The following is a 21,517-nucleotide window of genomic DNA, read 5'->3' as shown; positions in this document are numbered from 1 at the left end:
GCAGGAGTCCCTTTCTAGGCCTGGCGCAGCACGACGCTGTGGATCGCCTTGACGATGTTCGGATAGGCGCCGCAGCGGCACAGATTGCCGCTCATGCGCTCGCGGATCTCATCCTCGCTCAATGCGCCCGGCTCCAGCTGCTCGCCTTCCGTCAGCGCGCTGGCCTGGCGCTGCTTGATCTCGTCGAGCAGCGCCACCGCCGAGCAGACCTGGCCCGGCGTGCAGTAGCCGCACTGGAAGCCGTCGCAGTCCATGAAGGCCTGCTGCATCGGGTGCGGCTGTGCTTCGCTGCCCAGCCCTTCCACCGTGGTGATCTCGCGGCCGTCGTGCATGACCGCCAGTGTCAGGCAGGAATTGATGCGCTGGCCGTCGACCAGCACGGTGCAGGCGCCGCATTGGCCGCGGTCGCAGCCCTTCTTGGTGCCGGTGAGGTGCAGGCGCTCGCGCAGGGCGTCGAGCAGGCTCACGCGCGGCTCGACCATCAACTGGTGCTCAAGGCCATTGATGCGCAGCGTCAGCGGCTGCGCGGGAACATAAGGCGGCGCCGTCTCGTGCGCCATGGAGGTCTGGTCGTCGTCTGGCATGGTCTCGCTCGTCTCGAATGGGAGAGATCAAACATTCATCATCCCCGAATTCGCGAAAACGGGGAGTCCGGGAGAGATGCGGCATGCCGGCCAGGTTGCACGGCAAGAAAGACACGCTCTATACTGCCCAGGGCGCGCAAGGCCGCGCCGCAACCTGGAACCCTGCATGCGTAAATTCATCCTGATCGCCCCCCTGCTGCTCGCCGGCTGTGTCGACGACTCGGCTACCTATTACATCGACGGCAACCAGCATGCGCTGACCGTGCGCGCGGTGCAGGAACATTTCTGGAACAAGGACGTCACCCTCGACCTGATCGCCACCCGCATGCCGGATTGCCAGCGCCGCATCCCGCTGGGCCAGCTGCCGATGTCGGACATCGAAATCGAGCTGTTCGGCTCAGGCGAAAACATCTATACGCTGCGCGCGGGGGAACAGGCCTGGCGTGTGGAACTCGAGGGCTGCAACGAAATGGCGGCGCCGGAACAGGTGACCGGCGAGCCGATCGGCCTGTTCCACCTGGACGAGAACAAGAAGTTGATATTCGAGAAGGCGGAGCAGGAAGCCCCGAAGACCTAAGGTCGCAGCCAGCCGCGCGCGATCGGGGCGGCAAGGACGCGGCGGTACACGCTTTGCATCAGCGTTTCCAGCGTGGTGGCCAGTGCTTCGCCGACGCGGGTATCGACCAGGATCGCGGCGAAGGCCGCAACGATGAAGGCCCCCACCATATCCAGCGGCCAATGGACGCCAAGGAAGACCCGGGCCCAGGCCACCGACACACCCAGTACCAGCAAGGCCATGCCGAAGCGGCGCACTTCGCGCAGCTGGCTCAGCATCAGGGCCAGCGCCACCGAGAACATGCTGGTGCCGTGGTCGCTCGGGAAAGAACTGTCCGGCGCATGCGCCAGGAAATTCTGGCCGATGCCGCCCATGAAGGGCCGCGGATGGAACCACGCCAGGCCGATGAGCTTGCTCATCGTCAGGGCTACCATGGCCGTCAGCAGGGCCCGCACGGCCGCCTCGCGCTGGCCCGGCGCGCCGTTCGTCCACATCAGCACCAGGCCGAGCGGCACGATCATGATCACCCATTCGGCGGCGAAGATGGCCCCGTGCAGGCGCCAGCCCGACAGACCGGGCGCGGCATTGAACATGGCGAACAGGGATTGGTTCAAATAGTCGAACATGGCCGGGCTTGAAGAAAAGACAAGAGCTTAGCTTAGCTCAGCCGTGCAAGACGTACGATTCGAATTCGCAACAGATTGTGACAAGACGCCGGCGCAGGCACCGCAAACCTGATAAAGATCAGTCTTTACACTGGCAGTGGCGGAACTTTCATGCAGAAGCGTCGTGCAAACGCATCGCCAAATGTCTGCTCAGCGCGGCTGCAGCAGGCGGTGCAACTGGGCCAGTTCCGTGTCGCGTCCGAGTTTATCCAGGGTCTGTTCCAGCAGCGTGCGTTCGCCGTCGCGCAGCATTGTCCACTGGGTAAAATATTCGTGGACGGTGCGCCAGGGCGGGAAGTCGCGCGGCAGGCTGCGCCAGGCGGCGCCCGTGTGCAGGAAATACAGCACCGCGCAGTACACGTCGTAGAGGTCGTGCTTGCGCGGACGCGTCTTGCGCCGCGCCGCCTCGAGCATGTCGCGCACCAGCTCGAACTGCTCGCGCCCAATATCGCTGGGGAATGCGGGCCTGGCCATGTCGTTCTCCCCAAATTAGCTTTGAGAGGAAAGTTTCGGAACAGGTTCCCGGCAGGCCGCGGGCCCGCTGGCTTACTTGGATACTTAGTCGCGTGCGAGCGCCAGGAATTCGGTGCGCAACGCCAGATTCGGCTGCAGCTCGCCCAGCATGCAGGACGTGATCGTTTCTTCACCCTGGGTGCGGATGCCGCGGCTTTCCATGCACATGTGGCGGCACTTCACGACGACGCCGACGGCCTTCGGTTCCAGCACTTCCATCAGCGCATTCGCGATCTGCATCGTCATGCGTTCCTGCACCTGCAGGCGCTTCGAGAAAATGTCCACCAGGCGGGTCAGCTTCGACAGGCCGACGATCTTGCCGTTGGGCAGATACCCGACGGTGGCCTTGCCGAAGAACGGCGCCAGGTGGTGCTCGCAGTGGCTGTAGACCGGGATGCCGCGCACCACGATCAACTCGTTATATTGCTCGGCGCCATCCTCGAAAGCCTTCAGCACTTCGACTGGATTCTGGTCGTAACCGGAGGTCCAGTGCTTCCACGCTTTTGCCACGCGTGCAGGCGTTTCATGGAGGCCGGGACGGTTCGGATCTTCACCGAGGCTGGCCAGCAGCCGGCGCCAGTCGTTCTCGGTAAATTCTTCTTTGTAAGACATGGGGAAACCCTAAAAATACGATTGCCGCCAGTATATAGAAAACGGACGAAGACGGCCGGGAGCTGCTCTTTTCTTGAGCAAACCAGACTCATCCGTTGTAGGGATGCGCTAGCGTGGATTGGTACTTTATCTACAACGGAGGCGGCCTATGTTCGGAAGCTCGGTACTGGAACTGGCAATCGGTTTGACGTTTTGTTATGGAACGGTGGCACTGATCGTGGCCACCGTGCAGGAAGCATTGGCGGCGGCCTTCCGGCTGCGCGCCAACACGCTCCTGGCCGGCATCAAAAGCATGCTCAACGACCCGCGCTTTACCGCGCTGGCGCAGATGGTTTACGCGCATCCGCTGGTCAATCCGCACAGCGACGGCAAGGCGGTCGACGAACGGGCGCTCGCCAGCCGGCCATCCTACATCGAACCGGGATATTTCGCGATCGCGCTGATCGACAGCATCCAGCACGTGCCGGGCAACTTCGCACGGCTGGGCGCCGATATCGACGCCGTCTCCGATCCGCAGGTGCGGCGCGCGCTGCAGGGGCTGTATGCCCGTGCCGGCGGCGACCTCGAGCGTTTTCAATTGCTGGTGGCGGGCTGGTTCGACAATGCGATGCAGCGCCTGTCGGGCAGCTATAAACGGCGCCAGTTGCTGATTTCCTTCCTGATCTCGCTGCTGCTGGCGATCCTGTTCAACATCGACAGCATTGCCCTGTTCCGCACCCTGTGGCAGCAGCCGCAGCTGGCCGCCCACATCACGGCGGCGCCAAGCGCGCTCGACGCCGAGACCCTGCGCCAGCTGTGGGCGCTGCCGATCGGCTGGACGAGTTTTCCGCCGGTGCTCGATACCGCGTTCGCGCTGCAGGTGGCCGGCTGGATCGTGACCGCCTCGACGACCCTGTTCGGGGCCCCGTTCTGGTTCGACCTGCTGCAGCGTGCGGTGCAGTTGCGCAGCACCGGCACCCGTCCCGACGACGGCGTGCAGGTGCAGGTCGCGGCAACGACAACGGTTGCGCCGGCGGCAATTGAAGTACGTACTACTCCTGCCTTGCCAAACCAGGCTTAAGGGCCCGGCGGCCGGTGCGCGTCCACGAGCACGCTCGACACCGAAATGTGCGGCACGCGCTCCGGCCATTCGTCATCCGGTCCAAACCACCTTGCTTCGGCAATCTCGGTCGGGTCGACGCGGATCTCGCCGCCCGCATAATCGGCCGTGAAAGCGATCATCAGCGAATGCGGGAAGGGCCAGGACTGGCTGGCGAAGTAGCGCAGGTTCGTTACCTGCAGCCCGACTTCCTCGTACACCTCGCGGTGGATCGCTTCCTCGATCGACTCGCCCGCTTCCAGGAAACCGGCCAAGGGCGTAAAACGTTTCGCGGGTGAGGCCACGTGCATCGCCAGCAGCACGGCATCTCCCTTGCGGATCAGGACCATCATCGCCGGCGAAATGCGCGGGTAAGCCAGGTGGCCGCAATGGCCGCACTTGAAACTGCGCTCGTGCGCCACGCGCGCCATCGGATGGGCGCAGGCGCCGCAGAAGCGGTGGGTACGCGCCCATTCCGCGATCTGCGCCGCCCGTCCGGCCAGACCCAGCAGTTCCTCGTCGAAGTCTGCGAACAGCGAACGCAGGCTGCGCCACGCATAGCCCTGCGGCACTTCCTCGTGCTCCAGCCAGCCGGCCTGGCAATAGCGCTCGCCCAGCAGGCCAACCGGCTGCACATTGGCCGGGTCGAGCCCGAGCTCCTTGAGCACGCCCGCCTCGGGCAAGGCGAGATCGAGCTCGCGTACCAGCAGGCGGCCGCCGTGGAAGAGGAAGGTGATCGGGTCGGGATGGTCTTGCGGCGCCATCAGCGGCGTGAAGCTCGGGGGCGTTTTCAGCATCGTCGTTCGGAGTGAAATGGGTGGGCCATCATACCCCGGCTGCCGCCGCCGCGCCCGGCGCCGCATCCATCGTTTGGTCGCGTTGTCGCCTTTCCTTCTGTTGAACTTGCCACTCTCCCTGAGACCACATCCGGCGCGCCAAGTTTCCGTTTTCCCGGTTTCCTCCGACCTGCATCAGCCACGCGTAAACGAGCGAACTTCGGGCAGCTCATCCTGCTCAAAGATGGACCGGATCGCTCCATGGCTGGCACAGAACAGGAGAAGACGATGAACGATGTACCCGTCGTGCTCGGCATTAACCGTACCCAGGATGCGAGCATCTGCCTGCTGCACGGTTCGCACCTGCAGTGGGCGATCCAGAAGGAACGGCTGACCCGCCACAAGCACCACTGGGGCAAGCCCGGCGACCTGCGCCAGCATTACCGGGCGCAGCTGCCCGGACTCGAGCGGCCGATCGACGTGCTGGTCGAGTGTTTTTCCTCGGATGCCGAGATCGACGCGCTACCCGCCTACGAGGAGGAACTGGCCGCCACGCTGACCCTGTCTCCAGACTGCCGGCGCCTGCGCGTCTCGCACCATCTTGCCCACCTGTACAGCGTGTTTCATCCCTCTCCGTTTCGCGAGGCGGCCGTGATGGTGGTCGACGGCCAGGGCAGCGCCGCCAGCGACTTCACCGAGGCCTGGCCCGGCAGCGGCAGGGTGGCCGGCGACTGGCGCGAAGTCTCGTCCTTCTATACGGCCGACCGCGAGCGCGTCGCCTGCATCGCCAAGCAATTGTGGGACCGCGACGACGCCCGCCTGGTCGGCCTCGGCATGTTTTATTTCCTGCTGACCCAGGCCCTGTTTCCCGGCGAAGGCAACGAGGGCAAGGCGATGGGACTGGCGCCGCACGGCAATGCCCAGGCCCTGAACCTGCCGCCGCTCGAGGTCGACGGTTTCCAGGTCACGATCCCCGCGCCCTGGCGCACGCTGCTGGGCCAGCGCGGACGTTTCCGCTACGGCGCGCCCGGCGTGAAATTCTCCGAGTGCGCCAATTTGGCCGCGGCCGGCCAGCGCGCCTTCGAGGATGCGCTGCTGGCGCTGGCATGGCGCCTGCATCTTGAAACCGGTCTGGAGAACCTGTGCTTCGCCGGCGGCACCGCCCTGAACTGTTCGGCCAACGAACGCCTGCTGCGCGAAACGCCGTTCCGGCGCGTCTTCATTCCGCCGGCCCCGAGCGACGCCGGCACCGCGCTCGGCTGCGCCGTGTACGGCCTGGTCGAACTGGCAAATACATCCTGCGACTACCGCTGGCGCGACGACTACCTTGGCCCGGAACCGCAGCGCGCCGACATCGACGCCGCCCTCGCCGACGTGCCCGACCTGATCGTCGAACGCCTGTCCGGGCGCGACGCCCTGTGCGCACGCGTGCTCGACCTGCTGTGCGCGCAAAAGGTCGTCGCCCTGTTCCAGGGACGCAGCGAATTCGGTCCGCGCGCGCTCGGCCACCGCAGCATCCTGGGCGACCCGCGCCGCGGTTTCATTCGTGACTGGATCAATGCGCGGGTCAAGCAGCGCGAATGGTTCCGGCCGCTCGCGCCGGTGGTGCTGGAAGAACATGCGGACGCCTATTTCGACGTGCCGGGACCGTCCCCCTTCATGCAGTTCGCCGCGCCGGTGCGGCCGGAGCGCGCCAGCACGGTGCCGGCCATCACGCACGTGGACGGCACCGCGCGCCTGCAGACCGTGCCGCCCGACGGCGACCCGCTGCTACGCGCCTTGCTGCTGGGCTTTCATGCGCGCACCGGGGTGCCGGTGCTGCTCAACACCTCCTTCAATGGCAAGGACGAGCCGATCGTCGAAACGCCGGCCCAGGCCGTCGCCTCGTTCCGGCGCATGCCGCTGCACGCACTGGCAATGCCGCCCTACCTGGTGCGCAAGCGCATCGAACCGGAGCTGCCGGAATGATCCGCGCCTATCCCGCCCGCGCCAGCGTCTTGCCCGGCGAGCGCCTCGTGCTGCACGTGGCCACCGACAGCCGCCGCTTTCGCGTGCATTTCTACCGCTGGCGCGACGGCTTCGAAGCCTTGTACAGCTCGTCCTGGCAGCCCGGCGAACGCGCCCACGCACGCGGTGCCGGCGAGGACTGGGGCTGGCCGGCCTATGAATTCCCGGTGCCGGCGCACTGGTCCTCCGGGGTCTACATCGCCCATCTCGAGGAAGCCGGCGCCAGGCTGCCGCTGTCGCTCGCGCTCGAGAGCGCCGCCGCCCTGTTCGTCGTACGCGGCCAGCGCCGCGGCGGCATGCTGTATAAACTGCCGCTGGCCACCTATCAGGCCTACAACTTCAGCGGCGGCGGCTGCTACTACGCCAATCCGCCGCGCTCGCTCGATCCACCGGGTGCGCGCGTTTCCCTGCAACGGCCCGGTGGCGGCATCGGCGGCCGGACCTGGGGCGCGCCCGACCACTACGATTGCGCCTCGCAACGCCAGACCTTCGCCCACTGGGACGCGCGTTTCATCCGCTGGCTGGCACGCCAGGGTTATACGCCCGAGTTCTGCACCGACCTCGACATCCACGCCGACCCTGAGCTGGCGCTGCGCTACCGGCTGCTGGTGGCGGCGGGACACGACGAATACTGGACCGAAGCCACGCGCGACGCGGTCGAAGATTTCATCGCCTCGGGCGGCAACGTGGCCTGGTTTGCCGCCAACCTGTGCTGGTGGCGCGTGCACCTGGTCGACGGCGGCCGCGCGCTGGTCTGCCACCAGGGCGGCCCGCGCGGCGCCTTTGATCACTGGTGGCCCGCCAGCGGCGCCGGACGGCCCGAAGACCGCATGGGCGGCGTCAGCTACCGCCACGGCGGCGGCTGGTGGGACGGCGCGCGTGCCACGAGCGGCTTCATCGTCCAAAAACCGGAGCACTGGATCTTCGCCGGCACCGCGCTGCAGCGGGGCGAAGCCTTCGGCAGGGACACCTGGCCGCCGCTGGTCGGCTACGAATGCGACGGCGCGCCGCTCGACACCTTCGACCGCGCAAGCGGCAAGGCCACGCTGTCGGCCTGGGCCGACGAAGGCGGCACGCCGGACGGCTACCAGCTGCTGGCCGCCTGCCCGCTCGACCGGCGCTGGCAGGAACTGCCGCCGCGCGAACGCCACGCCGCCGGCGAAGGCGTCCACGCGGCCACCCTCGGCCTGTTCGAACGCGGCGGCACCGTGTTCTCGGCCGGCACCACCGACTGGGCGCAAGTCCTGGCCGACGGGCGCGACCGCAAGGTCGAACGCATCACCCGCAATGTACTCGACCGGCTGCTGTTGCACTGACCCGTCCCGCCTGTCACCTGCTGCCCGACTCTTTGCCTGTCTTTACCAACGGAGGAAACAGTGTCCCGGCGTCCGCTTTTTCACCGGCTCGATATCGCATCCGTCGTCGTGTTCCGCGCGCTGCACCTGGGCGACATGCTGTGCGCCGTGCCGGCCCTGCGCGCCCTGCGCGCTTCCCTGCCGACAGCGCACATCACGCTGGTCGGCCTGCCCTGGGCGCGCCAGTTCGCGCGCCGTTTCCCCCACTATATCGACGACTTCGTCGCCTTCCCCGGCCATCCGTTGCTGCCGGAACAGGTGCCGCGCCACGAAGAGCTGACGCCCTTCTATGCCGGCCTGTGCGAACGACGCTTCACGCTGGCCCTGCAATTGCACGGCAACGGCACCGTGACCAACGAGATCGTGGCCGGTTTCGGCGCCCAGGCGATGGCCGGCTACTGCAGCGGCGCCCCGGTCGCGACCGAGCACACGGTCCTGTTCCCGTATCCGGAAGTGGGCGCCGAACCGGACCGTTTGCTGCACCTGGTCGAGCGGCTCGGCGCCAGCGCGGCCGGCGACCACCTCGAATTCCCTGTCGCGCCGGAAGACCGGCAGGAGCTCGAGGCCAGCGGCATCGCCAGCGGCCTCGTTCCCGGCAACTACATCTGCGTGCACCCGGGAGCGCGCAAGCGCGACAAATGCTGGCCGCCGCACCGCTTCGCCGAAGTGGCCGACCGCCTGGCCGCCGAATTCGGCGTCGGCGTCGTGCTCACCGGCTCGGCCGAGGAGGCCGACCTGACCCGAGAAGTTGCGCGCCACATGCAGGCGCGCGCCATCAATGCCGCCGCACCGATTTCGATCGGCGCCATGGCGGCGCTGATGAAGAATGCCCGCCTGCTGGTCTGCAACGACACCGGCGTCTCGCACATCGCCGCCGGCCTGCGCCTGAAAAGCGTCGTCATCTTCAGCAAGGCCGATATCGCCCGCTGGGCTCCGCTCGACCGCGACCGCCACCGCTGCATCTGGGACCCCGACGCCCAGCGTTCGGCCGCCGTGCTCCAGCACGCCCGCGCGCTGCTGGCCGGCATCGATCCGAACCGGCAGCGGCGAGCGGGGATGTGGCCGTACTGGTAGCAAGGTACATCGGGCGCGTCCATGCGGGCGTCCAGATGTAGGGTGGACGGCTCCTCCTGAGCGCCTGGGTTATTCGCGCCAACTGCGCCGTCCACGCGTTCAACGCACGTCGGCACGATCACGCGGTACGCTCGAGTCGCGTGAACGCGTGGGCGGCGCGCGCTCTACCGTTATTCAAACATGTCGGTGGAGCCGACCACCCTATTACGTCCCTCCAGCACCTCCTGCGCCATGTGCACCACCTGCTCGACCGGCACGTCGGCCACGAAACTGACCTCGTGGCTGCAGCGCTGGCGCAAGTTCGGCAGGCCGCAGACGGGACAGTCCTGGCGCAGCGATAAAGCAGCGCGCAGCAGCGAGGGCCGCAGGGGCGCGCCGTCGACCAGGTTGGTCAACCAGAAGATGCCGACACAGGGTGTCCCGAGTGCCAGCGCCAGGTGCAGGGGTCCGGTGTCGTTCGAGACGACACAGGCCGCGCGCTCGATCAGGCCACACAGGCCGCCCAGGTCGAGCTTGCCGGACAGGTCGATCGCCGGTGCGTGCAGGGCGCGCAGCACGCGCCGCACCAACGGCGCTTCGTCGGCCGTGCCGTTCACCCCGATACGCGCGCCCATGGCGGCAAGCGCATTGCCGACGGCGGCGAAGGAGGCAGCCGGCCAGCAGCGGCGCGGGTCGCTCGACCCGGGCTGCAGCAGCACCAGGGGCGGGCCGGATGCCGCGACGGCAGAGGCGGCCGTCGCACCCGAAGCAAGCGCCCGCTGCGCGCTCGCGCCAGTCGCCGGGATCAGCCCCGACGACAATTCCGTCTTCCCATGCGCCAGTTCCGCCTTGCGCGCTGCTGCGCGCTCCGCCCGCGCCAACACGGCCGCGGCCGCCTGCCGATCCGCCTGCGTGACGGCCAGCTCCACTGCCAGGCTGACCTGCGCCGCGCCTACCAGCGCCGTGATCTCGAGCAGGGCCAGTCTCCGGTTCGCCGGTTCCACATAAGGCAGCCAGCGGTCCAGCGGCGGCGCCCCGGCGGCACGCGCGCCCACCGTCAGGCGCGCGCCGAACGAGGCGACCAGGGGATTCGAATAGCGTCCGCCGCCGTACATCTGGCAGGCGATATCGAATCCTTCCGCCTGCATCGCTGCGAGAAAAGGCCGGCGCGCCGCGGCATCGTCGGCATCCGGCGCCAGGCCGATGCCGGCCAGCGGCGGCACGACGATGACCCGGTCGACCGGCCCCGGCCGGCCCTGCAGGAAGCCGGCATGCCAGGGCAAGCCGAGCAATACCAGTTCGGCCTCCGGATACGCCTGTTTCAGGGCGTGCAGCGCCGGTAGCGCAAACACGAAGTCGCCCACGGCATTCGGACGCAGGACCGCGATCTTGCGCACGTCCGCCAGCCGGCCTGTCGCACACGCCCCATCAGCCGCCGCCGTCATTGCACGCCCGGCGCGGCGCCGGACAGCACATACGGCGCATCGACCTCGCGCGCCGTCACCGTGGTCGGCAACTCCATGTGGTACGCGCCGGACGGCAGCAATCCACAGCCGCCGTAACGCTCCATCACGCGCAGCTGGGCCAGCACATCTTCGCCGCAGTGTTCGGGCGGCAGGTCGCGCCAGAAATCGAAGCCGCCGCAAGCGCGCAGTTTATGCGTATCGAACAGCACGCAGCCGCCGATCCAGGCCACCCGGTACAGGCGGTCGGCCCTGTCCTGTGCGCGCGACTGCACGTGGAACAGATTGGCCGCGCTGTGCAGGTGGTGGCGTTGCCAGGCCGCGCTGCCGGGGCGCACGGTTTCCGGCTGCACGAGGCCGTCCCAGAACTCGATCCGCTCCTGCGCCGGCCGCTTCTGCCCCAGGTGGCTGAGTCCGTGCACCGCGCTGCCGACAAAGCCGCAGCCCTGCGCGACGAGCGCCGCATGCAGGCGCGCGAGCAGGCCGGGTTCGAGGATCACGTCGTCATCGAGGTAGAGGCAATACGGCGCCGTCGCCAAGCTCAGCAGGAAGGCGCGCTGTTCCGCCATGCCGCGCCGCGGCAGGTGCTGGCGCACCTCGGCCTCGATGCCGCGCGCCCGCAGGTAGCGCAGCACCGCCAGCACTTCCGGGGCAAGGGCGCCGGCCAGGCGTTCGGACTGGTCGGAGACGACAATACGCAGCGGCGGCCCGGTCTGCGCCGCCAGCGCCGTGAGCGTGACGGCCAGCGCCGCCGGGCGATCGCAGGTCGGCACCAGGACGTCGACGATGGCCGTCATGGCGCGCCCTGGCCCGCCGCATCCGCCGTGCGCGCCTGCCCGTACAAATACGGGTTCAGGGCCGGGTCGTTGTACATCTTGAACTGGCGATAGACCTTGAAGTAGGCGCGGCCCTCGCGTGCTTCGCGCAGCAGGCGGTCGAGGCAGCCGCACAGGTCGGCGCGCTGGGCGACCAGGCGCTGCAGTCGCGCGGCGCAGGCCTCGATGTGGCTGATACCCGCATCGCTGCGCTCGGTCTGGGCGCGCATGTGGTGGACCTTGAGGGCCAGGATCGAGAGCCGGTCGATCATGGCGCCGGCCGTCTCGCTCGACAGGCGCGCGTCCGGGCCTGGATCGACGCCGGCCAGGCTGGCGAGGATCGCTTCGTCGATGGCCTCCACGGCGTCGTTGCGCTGCTGGTTGTAGGCGTCGATGCGGCGCTTGCCGGCGGCGATGTCGGCGGCCGGTACGTCCTGGCGGCGCGCTTTGTCTTCTTCTCGCCACAGCAAACAATTAAATCGGTGGTTTGCCGCGATCGCAAACCAGGCGCCGGGACCGCTGCCCGGATGGTCGCTCTGGTCCTGCGCCAGGCGCACAACTGCGTCGTGATACTGGGTGATCGCGCTTGAATCAAGTGCATGTGCCATCGCCGCCTCCGCCTTTCCAGCTCATCGGTATGCCGTTTTTCAGCTCATGTTTGGAGGCAGATAGGGGCTTGAAAGTTCGGTGGGGTTCAGGTGTACACTTTATGAAAGCGCAAAAATATCGCAGTCCCTCCCCCCACCTCTCTCCACCACAATCATGCGCAGCTTTGACACCCCGAGCGCGCCCTATCCGCGTCCGCAGATGGTGCGCCAAGCCTGGGCCAGCCTCGACGGCTGGTGGGAGTTCGCCTTCGACGATGCCAACGCCGGCCTGTCCGAGCGCTGGTTCGACGGCCGCGAACTGCCCCAGCGGATCCTGGTCCCCTTCCCCTACCAATCCACCACGTCCGGCATCGGCAGCCGCGAGATCCACGAAGTCATGTGGTACAGCCGCAGCTTCGACGTACCCGAAGGCTGGGACAGCGGCGCCCTGCTGCTTCACTTCGGCGCCGTCGACTACCGCGCCGACGTCTGGGTCAACGGCCGCGTGGCCGGCCGCAACCGCGGCGGCCACGTGCCCTTCTCCTTCGACATCGCGCCCTACCTGCGGCCCGGTCCGAACCGGATCACGGTGCGCGTCGAGGACCGCCAGGACCCGTATCAGCCGCGCGGCAAGCAGTCCTCGTCCGGCACCCCGGTGCGGATCTATTACTACTGCACCAGCGGGATCTGGCAGAACGTCTGGCTGGAGCCGGTCCCGGCCCTGCGCATCGATCACCTGCGCGTGACCGAGTGCCGCCCGGACGGCAGCCTGGCGCTGAACGTGCACCTGCACGGCCCCTCGGGCGACTGGGAAGCCGAGCTCGAGGTGCTCGAGGATCTCGAGTCCGGACTGGTCTGCGCGCGCGCACGCACCTCCAGCAGCAGCGCCTGCCTGGAACTGCGCACGCAAGTGCCCGCGCCACGCCCGTGGTCGCCGAAGGATCCGCACCTGTACGGATTGCGGGTGCGCCTGCTGCGCCGCGGAGAAGTCGTCGACAGCGTCGAATCGTATGTCGGCCTGCGCTCGATCGAGCTGAAGGAAGGCTGGTTCCACCTGAACGGCGAACGCATTTTTCTGCTGATGGCGCTCGACCAGGGCTACTGGCCCGACACCCTGCTGGCGGCACCGAACGACGAGGCGCTGCGCGAGGATGTCCTGTGGGCCAAGCGCTTCGGCTTCAACGGCGTGCGCAAGCACCAGAAGATCGAGCACGAGCGCTGGCTGTACTGGTGCGACCGGCTCGGCCTGATGGTCTGGGAAGAGATGCCGAACGCGCGCTCGTGGTCCGAGGAGTCGGAAGAGCGGCTCGAGATCGAGTGGCTGCGCGCCGTGATGCGCGACGCGAACCACCCCTCGATCGTGGCCTGGGTGCCGGTGGTGGAAAGCTTCGGTTTTCCGGAACTGGTGCGCCATCCGCACCAGCACGATTTCCTGGAACGGATGGTGGCGCGCACGCGCCTGGTCGACGCCACCCGTCCCGTCATCGACAACGACGGCTGGCAGCACACGGACGTGACCGACGTCTGCACCATCCATGACTACTCGCATCCGGTCGAGGCGCTGCTGGAACGCTATGCCGCCACGCGCCTTTCCGGCCTGCCGCCGGATACCGGCTGGCACAAGGGCAAGGAGCTGTTCCTGCAAGGGGCCCAGTACCGCGGCCAGCCGATCGTGTTTTCCGAAGTCGGCGGCTACCTGCTGGCGCCCGAGAACCCCGAGCGGCGGCGCGACCGCCTGTACGACCACTACGGTAACGTGCGTAACGAGGATGAACTGGCGCAGCGATATCGCACCCTGATGGAAGGTCTCGCGTCGCTGCCCTTCCTTGCCGGGCTGTGCTACACCCAGCTCACGGACGTCGAGCATGAGCAGAACGGCTTGCTCACGACCGATCGGGTGCCGCGCCTGCCTCCGGAACAGGTCGCCGACCTGCACCGTACCCTCTGGCCGAATGCCTGAACAAACGCGGGTCATGCGGCGGGCTTGGCTCGCCCGCCGCATTGTTACTGTCTCGAACCTGACCCGACAATTTCATCAATTATCTTCCGGATTATTACCAAATCGTCCAAAATAAGCTGCCAATCCTCAAAAATGGAGCTTATGGATAAGATTTCGTCGCTGGTCGGCCGCTATTCGTTTCGTGCACGCGTGTTCTTCAATGGGGTGTTCTGCGATTCGAACACCTTTGCCGAAGACAAGGCGGCAGGACAATTGCACCTGGTGCGCAGCGGTCCGGTGATCTTCCGTCATGAAGGGGAGGAGCCGCTGCGTGTCAACCAGCCGGCCATGGTGTTCTACCCGCGCGGCACGGCCCATACGCTGGAAATCCCCGAAGGCGCCAGCGCCACCCTGCTGTGCGCCCATATCTGCTTCGAAGACGGCGGCGCCAATCCGCTGGCCCGCGCCCTGCCTACCTGCCTGTACCTGCCGCTGGCGGACATGCCGGCGCTCACGCATACGCTCGAACTGCTGTTCGCGGAAGCGGCCGCCAGGGCGCAGGGCCGCGACGTGATCCTCGATCGCCTGTGCGACGTGCTGATGATCCAGGTGCTGCGCCACGAGTTCGAAACCGGCACCCTGTCGGTAGGACTGCTGGCCGGCCTGGCCGACCGCCAGCTGGCGCCGGCGCTGGGCGCGATCCACGCGCGTCCGCACGAACCCTGGCAACTGGAATCGCTGGCGCGCGAAGCCTGCATGTCGCGTGCGCGCTTTACCGAACATTTCCGGAATGTGGTCGGCATGCCGCCGGGGGAATACCTGACGCGCTGGCGCATCGGCGTAGCGCAGGATTTACTGAGGAAGGGAATGCCGGTGAAGGTGGTCAGCAGCCAGGCCGGCTACACCAGCGCGCCCGCGTTCACACGGGCGTTTACTTCACTGGTCGGGGTGTCGCCACGGCAGTGGCTGAAGGATGTCGCGCCGGCCATCCAGGCCGGCGCAGGGCACTGAAGAAAATTACTTGAGCAGGCGGGTGCGGGTCGCAACGAAGGCGATGACCAGCGACAGCACGCCGACATAACCGATCGCCATTTGCATGCCGACGTGGTGGGCGATGGCGCCGATCACCGGCGGACCCATCAGGGTGCCGCTGTAGGCCATGCTGGCGACACCGGCCAGGGCCACCGGTCCCTGGGCGCCGGCGGCGCTGAACACGAACGGGAACAGCAGCGACAGGCCAAGGCCGGCGATCGCGAAACCGCCCAGGGCGAAGTAGGCGTTCGGCGACAGGACGGCGAAGAACAGGCCGGCGGCGGACAGCATGGCGCCGCTGGTGATCAGGCGCTGGGCGCCATATTTCGTCTTCAGCTTGTCGCCGACCAGGCGCGAGATCAGCATCATGGCCGAGAAGCAGGTCAGGCCCAGGGGCGCCATGCCGTCGCCGACATTGAAGTGCTCTTTCAGGAACACGCCGCTCCAGTCGGCGATGCTGCCTTCCGACATCGAACCCAGGAAGCCCAGCAGGCCCAGCAACACCATCGGACCGCGCGGCAGCGCGAACTTCTTCTTTTCGACGACTTCGGCGCTGTCTTCGATGTCCAGCATCTGGTAAGCGCCGTACAGGGCGGCGGCCAGCGGAATGGCGACCATCATGAAGTGGGTAGCCGGAGCGATCTTGAGGCCGGCCATCAGGCTGCCCAGGGTGGCGCCGGCGAGACCGCCGCCGCAGGCCAGGCCGTGCAGCATCGACATTTCCGATTTACCCGTCTGCTTTTCGCGCTTGGAAGCGGCGGCGTTCATGGCGACGTCATAGGTCGAGGCGGTGATGCCGAGCATCAGCACGGCCAGCATCAGGCGCGGCACGGTCGGGGCCATGCCGATCGAGACCAGCACGCACAGCAGGGCCATGCCGGCGATCAGCAGCGACTTACGCGCGCCGAAGCGGCCCATCAGGAAGGACGAGACCGGGAAGGACAGCAAAGCGCCGACGCCGCCGCACAGCAGCACCATCGACAGGGCCGAGTGCGACACGTGCACACGTTCGGCCAGGGCCGGGATACGGCCGGCCCAGGAACCCATGATCACGCCGAACAGGGCGAAGATGACAGGCAGGGCATATTGTTGCGCTTGAGCGAAAACCGAGCTGCGCGACGAAGAAACCGGGGATACAGCGGAAGCGGTGGTGTGCATTATTTCTGAATCAAAAATGTGCGTTTGTCTGTTTGCAGCGCGCTGGTCGAAGAGGCTCCACTCGTCGATTTCAGCTGTCGTCCGGCTTTGTTTATTGACTGCTCTGCCGTTCGTAACTGACTGCTAACAGGGGTCTAAAAAACCAAACGCCAACCGTATTGGCTGGCGTCAAGAAGTGATGGGTGGCAATTCTACGCAAGGGAAACGCAGTTTTCCTTTTCCACGCGGAAAAAATTTATGCGCGTTGCGTCATGTTCACAGTCGAAGTTTCAAGTAGTTGGCAGAGCTGCACAGGCCGTTTACGGACTTGCATCACATTAATGAAATTTCGGTTACGGAATGTAAATCGTCTTGGTCATGCGCTCATCCGGCGAGCAATTCGACAGCGCGGCAGATCGTAAAAATTGCGCCACCTCACCATCGCCTGCACCTGCCCGGGGTAGCGTTAAAGCTTCCGATAGGAAACTTTTTGAGGAGATTCCGATGTTCCGTGCGTATTGGCCTCTCTTGCTGGCAAGCCTGCTTGGCAGCGTCCATGCAGCGCCTTACCCGAATGTGTACGGCGCGCCGCCCGAAGTCCTGCGCGGCACCGACTGGTATCGCCAATGCCTGCGCGTCAAACAGCACAAACCGCAGCGCCCGCTGCTCGACGCCGGCAAGGGCCGCTGCGACGCCGCCGGCCTCTACTACGACACCCTGAACCAGCCGGATGCGAGCAAGGCCGACTGGCAGCGCGTGCACGCCTGCGCGGCGCGCACCGATGCGCATGGCGTGTTGATGATGCTGTATGCGAACGGCGCCGGGATGACGCCGCAGTTCGACCTGGCGTTAAAGCACGCCTGCAGCATCCAGAGTCCGGTCGACGAAATGAAAAGCCGGGTCCAGCACCTGCGGCGGCGCGCCGGCGGCGAGGACCGGGAAGCGATCGACGTCTGCGACGACGCCAGCACCGACATGCGCGGCCAGTGCGCGGCCATGCGCGAGCGCCAGCGCGACAGGTCGAGGAGCAGCCAGCTGGCGGCCTTGATGCGCGGCTGGAACGGCAAGGAACAGCTGGGCCTGGAGATGGCCAGCAAAGCCGTTCACTATTTTGCCCAGCACCGGGTCGACTACGAGACCGATGCCGGCAGCAGCGCCACCCGCTCGCTGCAGCTCGACGTCCAGGCAGCCGAGCTCGACCAGTTCGCCTTCGACGTGATGGATGCCGAAGCGGGCAAGGCGCCGCGCTTCACGGAAAACGAATTCGCCAGCCTGGAGGAGAAGATGAACACGGTGTACCGCCAGTTCATGTTGAACCGCCCGGCCAGCAGCTCTTACCTCGGCACCATCCGCAAGACGGGAGTGGAAAAGACCCAGCGCGCCTGGCTGGCCTACCGCGATGCGATGGAATTATTTGGTTCGATCCGCCATCCCCAGGTGCCCGGCTCCGCCTGGCGCGCGCAGCTCACCGCGCGCCGATTAAAACAGCTGACGGAACTCGACAACGCCGCGGCGGGACGCTGATCACCCGGCGCGGAACAGGGGCAGCGCATCCGGCGGCAGCGCTTCCGTACTCAGCATCACCAGGCGGTGGCTGGCGCGCGTCATCGCCATGTAGAGTTTGCGGGCATCGGCCTCGCGCGCATCGCCTTCTTCCACGTTCAGCAGGCCTTCTACCCCCAGCAGGAACACGGCGCCGCCTTCCAGGCCGGTCGCCGTTTCCAGGTTCGCCAGGCGCAGGTAATCGGGACCGTAGCCATCCGGCGGCTGCTTTTTATCCTTGTTCAGCCACCAGACCCGCTTGACGCCGAGCGCCGCGCACAGTCTGCGGTAGAGCAGCTGCTTCGGCGTGTCGCTGCCATAGATAACGAGGAAGGCGGACAAGGGCAGGCCGCGCGTCTGCACCAGTTCGACGATTTCGTTGACGGCGCGGTCGACCGCGTCCTGCGGCTTGTCGACCCGGATCAAAATTGGCGCCGCGCCCTCTTCCATGCCGGTGAAATCCGGCTCCAGGTAATCCTCGGGATCGGCCTGCACCGCGCGCGCCAATAAAGTGCCGGCGCTGTGCAGGATCGCTTGCGTGGTGCGGTAGGAGCGCAGCAGCTTCTTGGTACGCCCCGCCACGTCCAGCCCGGCGTTGCGCCAGCTGAGGCGGCTCTTCATGAACCCCTGGTTCGGATCGGCGCACAGGAACAGGCGCCCCTGCGGTTTCAAGGCCAGTTTCACGGTATGAAACCAGGACGGCGCAAAGAACTGGGCCTCGTCGATCAGGATGTGTTCGTAGCGCTCGAGCGCACCGTGGCCTGGTGCGCGGCAGACCTCGAAGGTGACCGCGCTCCACAGGCGCAGGCCAGCGGCTTGCAGCGCCTCCGTGACAGCTTCGAACAGGCGCCAGACTTCGCGCCGCTCTTTCGCCCGCAACGAAAAGCCGCGGCCGGCGCGGCTGGTGTCCATGTATTCCGCCTCGCTCGCGACCAGCATCTCGTTCAGAAAATCGAATTCCTCGATCAGCTGGCTTTCCTGCAGCTTCAGGTCCGGCCAGCTTGTGCGCAAGGCGCGCACCAGGTTCGGCACGTATTGCGGATCGGCCGGCATCGCCAGGGATGGGCCGAACAGCCGGCGCCACTGGCGGTGGATCCAGGCCGAATAGGTCGTGATCTCCAGATTATCCGGCAAGCTGCCGCGGGCGCGGTGCAAGCGCTCGCGGATATCGGCCACGATCGGCGTGTTGTGAATCAGGATCAGCACGCGCTCGCGCGGATGCATCTCGGCCAGCAGCAGGGCGCGGCTGAGCGCAATCAAGGTCTTGCCGCTGCCGGCGACGCCGTTCACCAGGCGCACCGCCAGGTCGGTCGCCGTGTGCACCTGCTCGTCGGGCAAATCGAGGTCGAGTTTACTGGCCCACTCTTGTTGCGAATCGAGGAACAATCCGCCTAAAACAGCCTGATTGTTTCGCTGGAAGCGACGACGCGCTACCGGAAGAAGCGGCAGGCCTGACTCGGGAAAGAAGCGTGTGCGCAGCGCGTCTTCTTCGGCCGGTTCCAGTGGTCGCTGTAGTGCCGCCAATCCGGCTGCGCCGCGTTCCAGATAGCGCTCGCGCGAGAGCAGGCGCAGGTTCTTCGCGTCGACCTGGCCGGCCAGTACGCTCACTTCGTCCTCGCTGCAGGCCCACAGTACCAGCAGCAAGGGCAGCGTCTCGGGCAAGGCGGCGCGCCAGGCTTGTACCTGGGCGTCGAAGGCGGTCCGCGTCTCGACGGCGAACAGCTGGCGCGCGTCGAGTCCATCGAAGGGCGTGTCGACCACGGCCAGCGCCAGCCAGCCGCGTTGCTCGTGTTCGATGAAGAGCTCGGGCGCCGCCGCCTCCTCGCGCAGGGGCTTGCGCACGACCGTCGCCTCATCGAGCCCGTTCAGCACACGCTTCACTTGCAGCTGGCGACCGCTGGCGCGGGTCCACTCGGGAATGAACAGCGCCATGGTCAGAACTCGATGCGGCGCGCCGCTGCCAGGAGGCTGCGGTACAGGGCCAGGTTGTGCGCCAGGCGCTCGTCATGCGCGCGGAATTCGGGCGGCAGCTCGGGACCGACGATGACCAGCTTCGTCATCGCCCGCGTGACCGACACGTTCAGCCGCTCCGGCTGAAAGAAGAATTCGGCGACCGCCGCCAGGAAGCGCAGATCGCCCGCGGCCAAGGAGAGAATGACCAGCTCGCGTTCTTGTCCCTGCATGCGTTCGACCGTGTCGGCGACGATGGCGCGCGCCGTGTGCCAGCCGAGCCGGTCGGCCAGGGCAGTCCTCAGCGCGCGGCCATGGGCGCGAAACGGCGTGACGATGCCGATGTCGTGCGGCTTCAGCCCGCCCTCGAGCGCGGCCGCGCACAGGTTCGCCACCAGCTGCGCATCCTCATGGTTGCGGCTGCGCGCGCTCTCGTCCAGCGTCGGGATGAACACCAGGCTGGCCGGATCGCGCAGCACCGCGTCGAACGGGTCGCCATCCTCGCGCGGGCGCAAGGCCAGCGTGCGTTCGCGGTTCGGCCCGGCCGCGCGCAGGCGGTTTCCGTAGAACGCCTTGCTCGGCCAGGCGGCCAGTTCGCGGTTCAGGCGGTAGGTATCGGTCAGCATGACGCTGTCGGCGTTGTGCAGGGTCAGCTTGGCAAAGATCGAATTCGGCGCCTCGTCCAGGATCGAATGCGCCAGCAGGACCGGCGGCAGCTGCTTCTGGTCGCCGATGAACACGAAGCGCGCGCCGCGCCGCATCGCCATCAGGGCCAGCGGCAGCGTCACCTGGCTCGCCTCGTCGAAGACGACGGTATCGAACTCGCAGTTCTCCAGCCGGCTGGTACAGGTGGCGAAGGGCGTGGCGCCGATCGCATAGCCGCCATCCTGCGGGCGGCCGTGCCAGTCGGCATAGCTGTCTGCGAGGGTCACGCCGCGGTCGAGGCCATCCATCTGGGTCAGGCGCCCGATCTTGGCGGCGCGCACGCCCTGGGCCGCGATCTTGTTCAAGGCATTGTTGATCGCCATGTGGGTGTGCGAGGTGACCAGCACCCGTTCGCCGCGCTCGGCCAGCAGGCGCACGGCCAGCGCCAGCACGCGCGTCTTGCCGGTGCCGGGCGGCCCCTGGATGCAGGCCACCTGCTCGGCCGCGAGGATTTTACCGACCGCCTCGGCCTGGGCCGCGTTCAGGCCTTCGCGCAAGGCGATGCTTTCCGCCTCCTCGAAATCGCGCGGATCGAATGCATTGCTGATGCGTCCCTCCAGCAGCGGCATCAGGCAGCGATGGGCGCGCGAGGGAGGCACGGTCTGGCCGATGTCGTCGAGCACGTCCTTGTAGAACGGGCTGAGGTCGAAGTCGTCGGGATCGGCGTAGCAGGGCGTCTCCCCCACCTCCTTCAGCACGGCCTGCGCATGCTTCAGGCGCAGCAGCCAGCGGCCTTCGTCTTCTTCCTCGAAGGCCGCCTCGCGCGCCAGCATCGAGCTCAAGGGCGAGCCGCCGTGCAGGCAGAGCAGGTCGCCCTCGCGAAAGCGCGATTCACCGCCGTCGACATAGGCCCACACCGTCGATTTTTCCGGGCCGGCCTCCAGACGCAGGAAGCGCTGGCTCAGACCCTTGGCCAGCCGGTCCGGCAGCGGCTGGCGCCAGATATCGGAAAGCTGCTGCTGCGCCGCCTCGCGTTCGCGCGCGACGAACTCGCGCAAGCCGTCGAGCAGGCGCGCCCGCCGCCGTTCGGTAGCGGCGTCGGCGATGGTCTTGCTGGCATCCTGCGTCATGGGGCTCCTTTCACAGCATGGCTTATAAGACGTGTGCCACGTCATCGTCAAGCATGGCCGAATTCGGGTGTTGCCAGC

At 66.8% G+C, this 21,517-nt stretch carries 17 protein-coding genes and 2 pseudogenes; 8 read left to right on the top strand and 11 right to left on the bottom strand.

Features of this window, described 5'->3' with window-relative positions:
- Positions 1 to 14: 14 nt before the first annotated feature.
- Positions 15 to 533 (bottom strand): annotated as a pseudogene (locus C2862_RS12885) ((2Fe-2S)-binding protein); the annotation flags it as partial.
- Positions 534 to 750: 217 nt separating this feature from the next.
- Here C2862_RS12885 and C2862_RS12880 point away from each other — a divergent pair.
- Entirely contained in the window at positions 751 to 1,161 is a 411-nt protein-coding gene (locus tag C2862_RS12880) for a hypothetical protein (RefSeq protein WP_229467410.1), read from the top strand.
- Here the strand turns inward: C2862_RS12880 and C2862_RS12875 are convergent.
- The 3 genes and pseudogenes from C2862_RS12875 to folE all read right to left on the bottom strand — a co-directional run bounded on the left by C2862_RS12875 (position 1,158) and on the right by folE (position 2,930).
- On the bottom strand, positions 1,158 to 1,766 hold the full coding sequence (locus tag C2862_RS12875; RefSeq protein ID WP_136220525.1) for a phosphatase PAP2 family protein: 609 nt from the start codon (positions 1,764 to 1,766) through the stop codon (positions 1,158 to 1,160). The two genes, C2862_RS12880 and C2862_RS12875, sit on opposite strands and share 4 nt — an antisense overlap.
- 237 nt (positions 1,767 to 2,003) lie before the next feature.
- Positions 2,004 to 2,279 (bottom strand): annotated as a pseudogene (locus C2862_RS12870) (transposase); the annotation flags it as partial.
- Between the two features lie 84 nt (positions 2,280 to 2,363).
- Positions 2,364 to 2,930, bottom strand: coding sequence for a GTP cyclohydrolase I FolE (gene folE / locus C2862_RS12865; protein WP_136220523.1), 567 nt, complete (start codon positions 2,928 to 2,930; stop codon positions 2,364 to 2,366).
- A gap of 148 nt (positions 2,931 to 3,078) precedes the next feature.
- Here folE and C2862_RS12860 point away from each other — a divergent pair, with 148 nt between their 5' ends.
- Positions 3,079 to 3,990, top strand: a complete 912-nt coding sequence (locus tag C2862_RS12860) for a hypothetical protein (RefSeq protein WP_210735970.1) — start codon at positions 3,079 to 3,081, stop codon at positions 3,988 to 3,990.
- On the opposite strand, the gene nudC is transcribed toward C2862_RS12860, so the two are convergent.
- Positions 3,987 to 4,805, bottom strand: a complete 819-nt coding sequence (nudC, locus tag C2862_RS12855; RefSeq protein WP_136220522.1) for an NAD(+) diphosphatase — start codon at positions 4,803 to 4,805, stop codon at positions 3,987 to 3,989. The two genes, C2862_RS12860 and nudC, sit on opposite strands and share 4 nt — an antisense overlap.
- Before the next feature lie 267 nt (positions 4,806 to 5,072).
- On the opposite strand from nudC, the gene C2862_RS12850 reads away from it, so the two are divergent.
- The 3 genes from C2862_RS12850 to C2862_RS12840 are packed head-to-tail and all read left to right on the top strand — an operon-like array spanning position 5,073 to position 9,220.
- Positions 5,073 to 6,752 carry a carbamoyltransferase C-terminal domain-containing protein gene (locus tag C2862_RS12850; protein WP_136220521.1) on the top strand — a complete coding sequence of 560 codons (1,680 nt, stop codon included), beginning with the start codon at positions 5,073 to 5,075 and terminating at the stop codon, positions 6,750 to 6,752.
- Positions 6,749 to 8,107 (top strand): N,N-dimethylformamidase beta subunit family domain-containing protein, encoded by a 1,359-nt coding sequence (locus C2862_RS12845; protein ID WP_136220520.1) that lies wholly within the window; start codon positions 6,749 to 6,751, stop codon positions 8,105 to 8,107. The genes C2862_RS12850 and C2862_RS12845 overlap by 4 nt, the downstream gene beginning before the upstream one ends.
- Before the next feature lie 60 nt (positions 8,108 to 8,167).
- Positions 8,168 to 9,220: a glycosyltransferase family 9 protein gene (locus C2862_RS12840; RefSeq protein WP_136220519.1), complete on the top strand. Its 1,053-nt coding sequence runs from the start codon at positions 8,168 to 8,170 to the stop codon at positions 9,218 to 9,220.
- A 170-nt stretch (positions 9,221 to 9,390) separates the two neighbouring features.
- Here the strand turns inward: C2862_RS12840 and C2862_RS25730 are convergent, their stop codons facing one another.
- Genes C2862_RS25730 through C2862_RS25720 form a run of 3 tightly spaced genes read right to left on the bottom strand, consistent with a single transcriptional unit; the run spans position 9,391 to position 12,085 of the window.
- The gene (locus C2862_RS25730; RefSeq protein ID WP_229467409.1) at positions 9,391 to 10,644 is read right to left on the bottom strand and encodes a glycosyltransferase family 9 protein; all 1,254 of its coding nucleotides are present in this window, start codon (positions 10,642 to 10,644) and stop codon (positions 9,391 to 9,393) included.
- Positions 10,641 to 11,459 (bottom strand): glycosyltransferase family A protein, encoded by an 819-nt coding sequence (locus C2862_RS25725; RefSeq protein ID WP_136220518.1) that lies wholly within the window; start codon positions 11,457 to 11,459, stop codon positions 10,641 to 10,643. The genes C2862_RS25730 and C2862_RS25725 overlap by 4 nt, the downstream gene beginning before the upstream one ends.
- Entirely contained in the window at positions 11,456 to 12,085 is a 630-nt protein-coding gene (locus C2862_RS25720) for a DUF4254 domain-containing protein (RefSeq protein ID WP_136220517.1), read from the bottom strand. The genes C2862_RS25725 and C2862_RS25720 overlap by 4 nt, the downstream gene beginning before the upstream one ends.
- Before the next feature lie 154 nt (positions 12,086 to 12,239).
- Between C2862_RS25720 and C2862_RS12820 the strand changes: the two genes are divergently transcribed.
- On the top strand, positions 12,240 to 14,024 hold the full coding sequence (locus C2862_RS12820) for a glycoside hydrolase family 2 protein (protein WP_136220516.1): 1,785 nt from the start codon (positions 12,240 to 12,242) through the stop codon (positions 14,022 to 14,024).
- 141 nt (positions 14,025 to 14,165) lie between these two features.
- Positions 14,166 to 15,014, top strand: coding sequence for an AraC family transcriptional regulator (locus C2862_RS12815; RefSeq protein WP_168710056.1), 849 nt, complete (start codon positions 14,166 to 14,168; stop codon positions 15,012 to 15,014).
- A 6-nt stretch (positions 15,015 to 15,020) separates the two neighbouring features.
- Here C2862_RS12815 and C2862_RS12810 read toward each other — a convergent pair whose 3' ends face one another.
- The gene (locus C2862_RS12810; RefSeq protein ID WP_373888257.1) at positions 15,021 to 16,193 is read right to left on the bottom strand and encodes an MFS transporter; all 1,173 of its coding nucleotides are present in this window, start codon (positions 16,191 to 16,193) and stop codon (positions 15,021 to 15,023) included.
- A gap of 483 nt (positions 16,194 to 16,676) precedes the next feature.
- Between C2862_RS12810 and C2862_RS12805 the strand changes: the two genes are divergently transcribed.
- Entirely contained in the window at positions 16,677 to 17,696 is a 1,020-nt protein-coding gene (locus C2862_RS12805; protein WP_168710055.1) for a lysozyme inhibitor LprI family protein, read from the top strand.
- Here the strand turns inward: C2862_RS12805 and C2862_RS12800 are convergent, their stop codons facing one another.
- Positions 17,697 to 19,646: a UvrD-helicase domain-containing protein gene (locus tag C2862_RS12800; RefSeq protein WP_136220513.1), complete on the bottom strand. Its 1,950-nt coding sequence runs from the start codon at positions 19,644 to 19,646 to the stop codon at positions 17,697 to 17,699. It abuts the gene before it with no gap.
- 2 nt (positions 19,647 to 19,648) lie between these two features.
- Positions 19,649 to 21,439, bottom strand: a complete 1,791-nt coding sequence (locus tag C2862_RS12795; protein WP_136220512.1) for a DEAD/DEAH box helicase — start codon at positions 21,437 to 21,439, stop codon at positions 19,649 to 19,651.
- Between the last annotated feature and the right edge of the window lie 78 nt (positions 21,440 to 21,517).

The sequence above is a fragment of the Massilia sp. Mn16-1_5 genome (assembly GCF_004798585.1).
In the GTDB taxonomy this organism is placed as follows: domain Bacteria; phylum Pseudomonadota; class Gammaproteobacteria; order Burkholderiales; family Burkholderiaceae_D; genus Telluria.
Note: the sequence above shows the minus strand (reverse complement) of the source record. Positions and strands in the feature narration are given on the sequence as shown.

Bases quoted from the DNA above. Each gene is read 5' to 3' on its own strand.
- C2862_RS12805 (WP_168710055.1), top strand. From the start codon at position 16,677: ATGTTCCGTGCGTATTGGCCTCTCTTGCTGGCAAGCCTGCTTGGCAGC.
- C2862_RS12875 (WP_136220525.1), bottom strand. From the start codon at position 1,766: ATGTTCGACTATTTGAACCAATCCCTGTTCGCCATGTTCAATGCCGCG.
- C2862_RS12880 (WP_229467410.1), top strand. From the start codon at position 751: ATGCGTAAATTCATCCTGATCGCCCCCCTGCTGCTCGCCGGCTGTGTC.
- C2862_RS12815 (WP_168710056.1), top strand. From the start codon at position 14,166: ATGGATAAGATTTCGTCGCTGGTCGGCCGCTATTCGTTTCGTGCACGC.
- C2862_RS12845 (WP_136220520.1), top strand. From the start codon at position 6,749: ATGATCCGCGCCTATCCCGCCCGCGCCAGCGTCTTGCCCGGCGAGCGC.
- C2862_RS12850 (WP_136220521.1), top strand. From the start codon at position 5,073: ATGAACGATGTACCCGTCGTGCTCGGCATTAACCGTACCCAGGATGCG.
- C2862_RS25720 (WP_136220517.1), bottom strand. From the start codon at position 12,085: ATGGCACATGCACTTGATTCAAGCGCGATCACCCAGTATCACGACGCA.
- folE (WP_136220523.1), bottom strand. From the start codon at position 2,930: ATGTCTTACAAAGAAGAATTTACCGAGAACGACTGGCGCCGGCTGCTG.
- C2862_RS12795 (WP_136220512.1), bottom strand. From the start codon at position 21,439: ATGACGCAGGATGCCAGCAAGACCATCGCCGACGCCGCTACCGAACGG.
- nudC (WP_136220522.1), bottom strand. From the start codon at position 4,805: ATGCTGAAAACGCCCCCGAGCTTCACGCCGCTGATGGCGCCGCAAGAC.
- C2862_RS12820 (WP_136220516.1), top strand. From the start codon at position 12,240: ATGCGCAGCTTTGACACCCCGAGCGCGCCCTATCCGCGTCCGCAGATG.
- C2862_RS25725 (WP_136220518.1), bottom strand. From the start codon at position 11,459: ATGACGGCCATCGTCGACGTCCTGGTGCCGACCTGCGATCGCCCGGCG.
- C2862_RS12860 (WP_210735970.1), top strand. From the start codon at position 3,079: ATGTTCGGAAGCTCGGTACTGGAACTGGCAATCGGTTTGACGTTTTGT.
- C2862_RS25730 (WP_229467409.1), bottom strand. From the start codon at position 10,644: ATGACGGCGGCGGCTGATGGGGCGTGTGCGACAGGCCGGCTGGCGGAC.
- C2862_RS12800 (WP_136220513.1), bottom strand. From the start codon at position 19,646: ATGGCGCTGTTCATTCCCGAGTGGACCCGCGCCAGCGGTCGCCAGCTG.
- C2862_RS12810 (WP_373888257.1), bottom strand. From the start codon at position 16,193: ATGCACACCACCGCTTCCGCTGTATCCCCGGTTTCTTCGTCGCGCAGC.